Origin of the sequence: Roseomonas sp. GC11, assembly GCF_024437745.1 — a bacterium.
GTDB lineage: Bacteria > Pseudomonadota > Alphaproteobacteria > Acetobacterales > Acetobacteraceae > Pseudoroseomonas.
Map to the genome: position 1 here is coordinate 1 of NZ_JANFNY010000172.1, position 2,846 is coordinate 2,846.

Annotated in this window: 2 protein-coding genes; both read left to right on the top strand. The window is 74.0% G+C overall.

Annotated features, from left to right (window positions below; all coding sequences use genetic code 11):
* The coding region (gene fliF / locus NON00_RS24330) for a flagellar basal-body MS-ring/collar protein FliF (protein ID WP_370688767.1) at positions 1-1,695 on the top strand (1,695 nt) is incomplete at its 5' end.
* Positions 1,692-2,723, top strand: coding sequence for a flagellar motor switch protein FliG (gene fliG, locus NON00_RS24335; RefSeq protein WP_256025384.1), 1,032 nt, complete (start codon positions 1,692-1,694; stop codon positions 2,721-2,723). The genes fliF and fliG, both read left to right, overlap by 4 nt.
* Positions 2,724-2,846: the final 123 nt, after the last annotated feature.

The window sequence follows — 2,846 nt, forward strand, 5'->3', positions numbered from 1 at the left end:
GCCGGCGGCCTCGGCCGCGTGCTCGATTCGCTGCGCGCCTTCGGCCCGGCGCGGCTGGCGGCGCTCGGCCTCACCGCGCTGCTCACCCTGGGGCTGATCGGCTTCCTCACCTTCCGCACCGCCAGCACGCCGATGGGGCTGCTCTATGGCGATCTCGACCAGCGCGACGCGGCGCAGATCGTCGCCGCGCTGGAGCGGGCGCGCGTGCCCTACAGCCTGGGCCGCAGCGGCACCGAGATCCTGGTGCCCGAGGAGCAGATCCCGCGCCTGCGCCTCTCCCTGGCGCGGGAGGGCATGCCCTCCGGCGGCAGTGTCGGCTACGAGATTTTCGACCGCCAGAGCGGCCTGACGACGACGCCCTTCCAGCAGGACATCAACCGCCTGCGCGCGCTGGAGGGCGAGCTGGCGCGCAGCATCCGCGGCCTGGAGGGTGTCTCCGCCGCGCGCGTCCACCTCGTGCTGCCGCGGCGCGAGCCTTTCTCGCGCGAGCGGGGCGAGGCGCAGGCCAGCGTGGTGCTGCAGATGCGCGGCATCAGCCGGCTGGACCGCGAGGGGGTGCAGGCGGTGCTGCACCTCGTCGCCGCCGCCGTGCCGGGGCTGAAGCCGCAGAACATCGCCGTGGTGGACAACCGGGGTGAATTGCTCTCGCGCGCCGGGCAGGCCGGCGCCACCGGCCTCGTGCAGACCCAGGAGGAGCTGCGGCGCGGCCAGGAGCTGCGCATGGCGCGCAGCATCGAGGAGATGCTGGAGCGCATCCTCGGCCCCGGCCGCGTGCGCGCCGAAGCCACGCTGGAGATGGACCACGACCGCGTCCAGACCACCGAGGAGCGCTTCGACCCCGAGAACCAGGTGGCGCGCAGCCAGTCCTCCACCAATGAGAGCAGCCGCAACGGCGAGGCGCAGAATGTCAGCGTCGCCAACCAGCTGCCCGGCGCGCCGCCGGCCCAGCAGAATGGCGGGCCGCAGAGCCAGGAGGCGCGGCAGGAGGAGACGACGAATTTCGAGATCGGCCGCACCACGCGCAACACGCTGCGCGAGCAGCCGGTGGTGCGGCGCGTCTCGGTGGCCGTGCTGGTCGATGGCGTGTGGGAGGCGGGGGAGAATGGCGCGCCGCCGCGCTTCCGCGAGCGCACGGCGCAGGAGATGGAGCGCATCACCGCGCTGGTGCGCGGCGCCATCGGCTTCAGCGAGGCGCGGGGGGACCGGCTGGAAGTGGCCTCGATGCGCTTCGTCGATCCGGGGGCGGGCAGCGATGGCGAGGTGGCGCGCGGCCCGCTCGGCCTGCCGGCGCTGACGCCCACGCTGACGGCACGGCTGCTGGAGAGCGGCATCTACGCCATCGTCGCGCTGCTGGCGGTGCTGCTGGTGGGGCGGCCGGTGGCGAAGCGGCTGGTGGCGGGCATGGCGCCGCGCCCGCCGGCCGGGCTGCTGGCGGGGGCGGAGGCGGCGCTGGCGGCCCCCGGCATGGCCGGGGCCAGCGCGGGCGCGCTGCCGGCACCGGAGGGCGCCGGGGCCGCGGGCCTCGCGGCCGGCGCCCTGCCGGAGGAGGACCAGGCGATGATCGACCTGGCGATGGTGAGCGGCCAGATCCGCGTCTCCAGCATCAACAGCCTGGCCGATCTGGTCGAGAAATACCCCGAGGAGACGCTGGCCGTGGTGCGGCGCTGGCTCTCCCCCGATGAGGCCAAGGCATGAGCATGACGACGACGCGCGCGGCCCGCCGCGCCAGCGGCCTGAGCGGCCCGCAGAAGGCGGCGACGCTGATGCTGGCGCTGGGCGAGGAGCGCGCCGGCCGCATCCTCGGCCGCATGCATGATGACGAGGTGCGCGATGTCTCCGCCGCCATGGCGCAGCTCGGCGCCGTGCCGGCGGAGGCGGTGGAGGCGCTGTGCCGCGAATTCGCCGAGGAGATCGGCCAGGCCGGCGCGCTGATCGGCAGCTGGGAGACGACGGAGCGGCTGCTGCTGCGCTCCCTCCCGCGCGAGCGGGTCACCCAGATCATGGAGGAACTGCGCGGCCCCGCCGGGCGCACCATGTGGGAGAAGCTCGGCAATGTGAACGAGGCCGTGCTCGCCAACTACCTGAAGAACGAATACCCGCAGACCGTCGCCGTGGTGCTGACCAAGGTGAAGCCCGACCACGCGGCGCGCGTGCTGGCGCTGCTGCCCGATGGCTTCGCCATGGAGGTCGTCATGCGCATGCTGCGGATGGAAAGCCCGCAGGCGGAGGCGCTGGAGGGCGTCGAGCGCACGCTGAAGGCGGAGTTCATGTCGAACCTCGCGCGCTCCGCCCGCCGCGACACGCATGAGGTCATGGCGGAGATCATGAACAACCTCGACCGCGGGGCGGAGGCGCGCATCATGGGCGCGCTGGAGGAGATGGCGGCGGATTCCGCCGCGCGCATCCGCTCGCTGATGTTCACCTTCGAGGATCTCCGGCGGCTCGACGCGCAGGGCATGCAGGTGCTGCTGCGCGCGGTGGAGAAGGACCGGCTGGCCATCGCGCTGAAGGGCGCCTCCGAGACGCTGCGCGACCAGTTCTACAAGAGCATGTCCGAGCGCGCGGGCCGCATGCTGCGCGACGATATCGCCGCCCTCGGCCCCACCCGGCTGCGCGATGTGGAGGAGGCGCAGATGGCCATGGTCGCCCTGGCCAAGGAGCTGGCGCAGCAGGGCGAGATCCGCCTGGCTGAGGGCGGCAAGGCCGAGGAGATGGTGTATTGAGCGCCGCCCGCGACACGGAGCACGGCGCGGAACCGGGCGCCGGCCGCGCGGCGCCGCACCACGCCATCCTGTTCCGCCGCCCGCCAGGGGCGGCCCCCGCCCCGGCGGTGGCCACCCCGCCGC

What these genes read in the sequence shown, in the direction of transcription:
- fliG (WP_256025384.1), top strand. Translation starts at nt 1,692, where the DNA reads ATGAGCATGACGACGACGCGCGCGGCCCGCCGCGCCAGCGGCCTGAGC.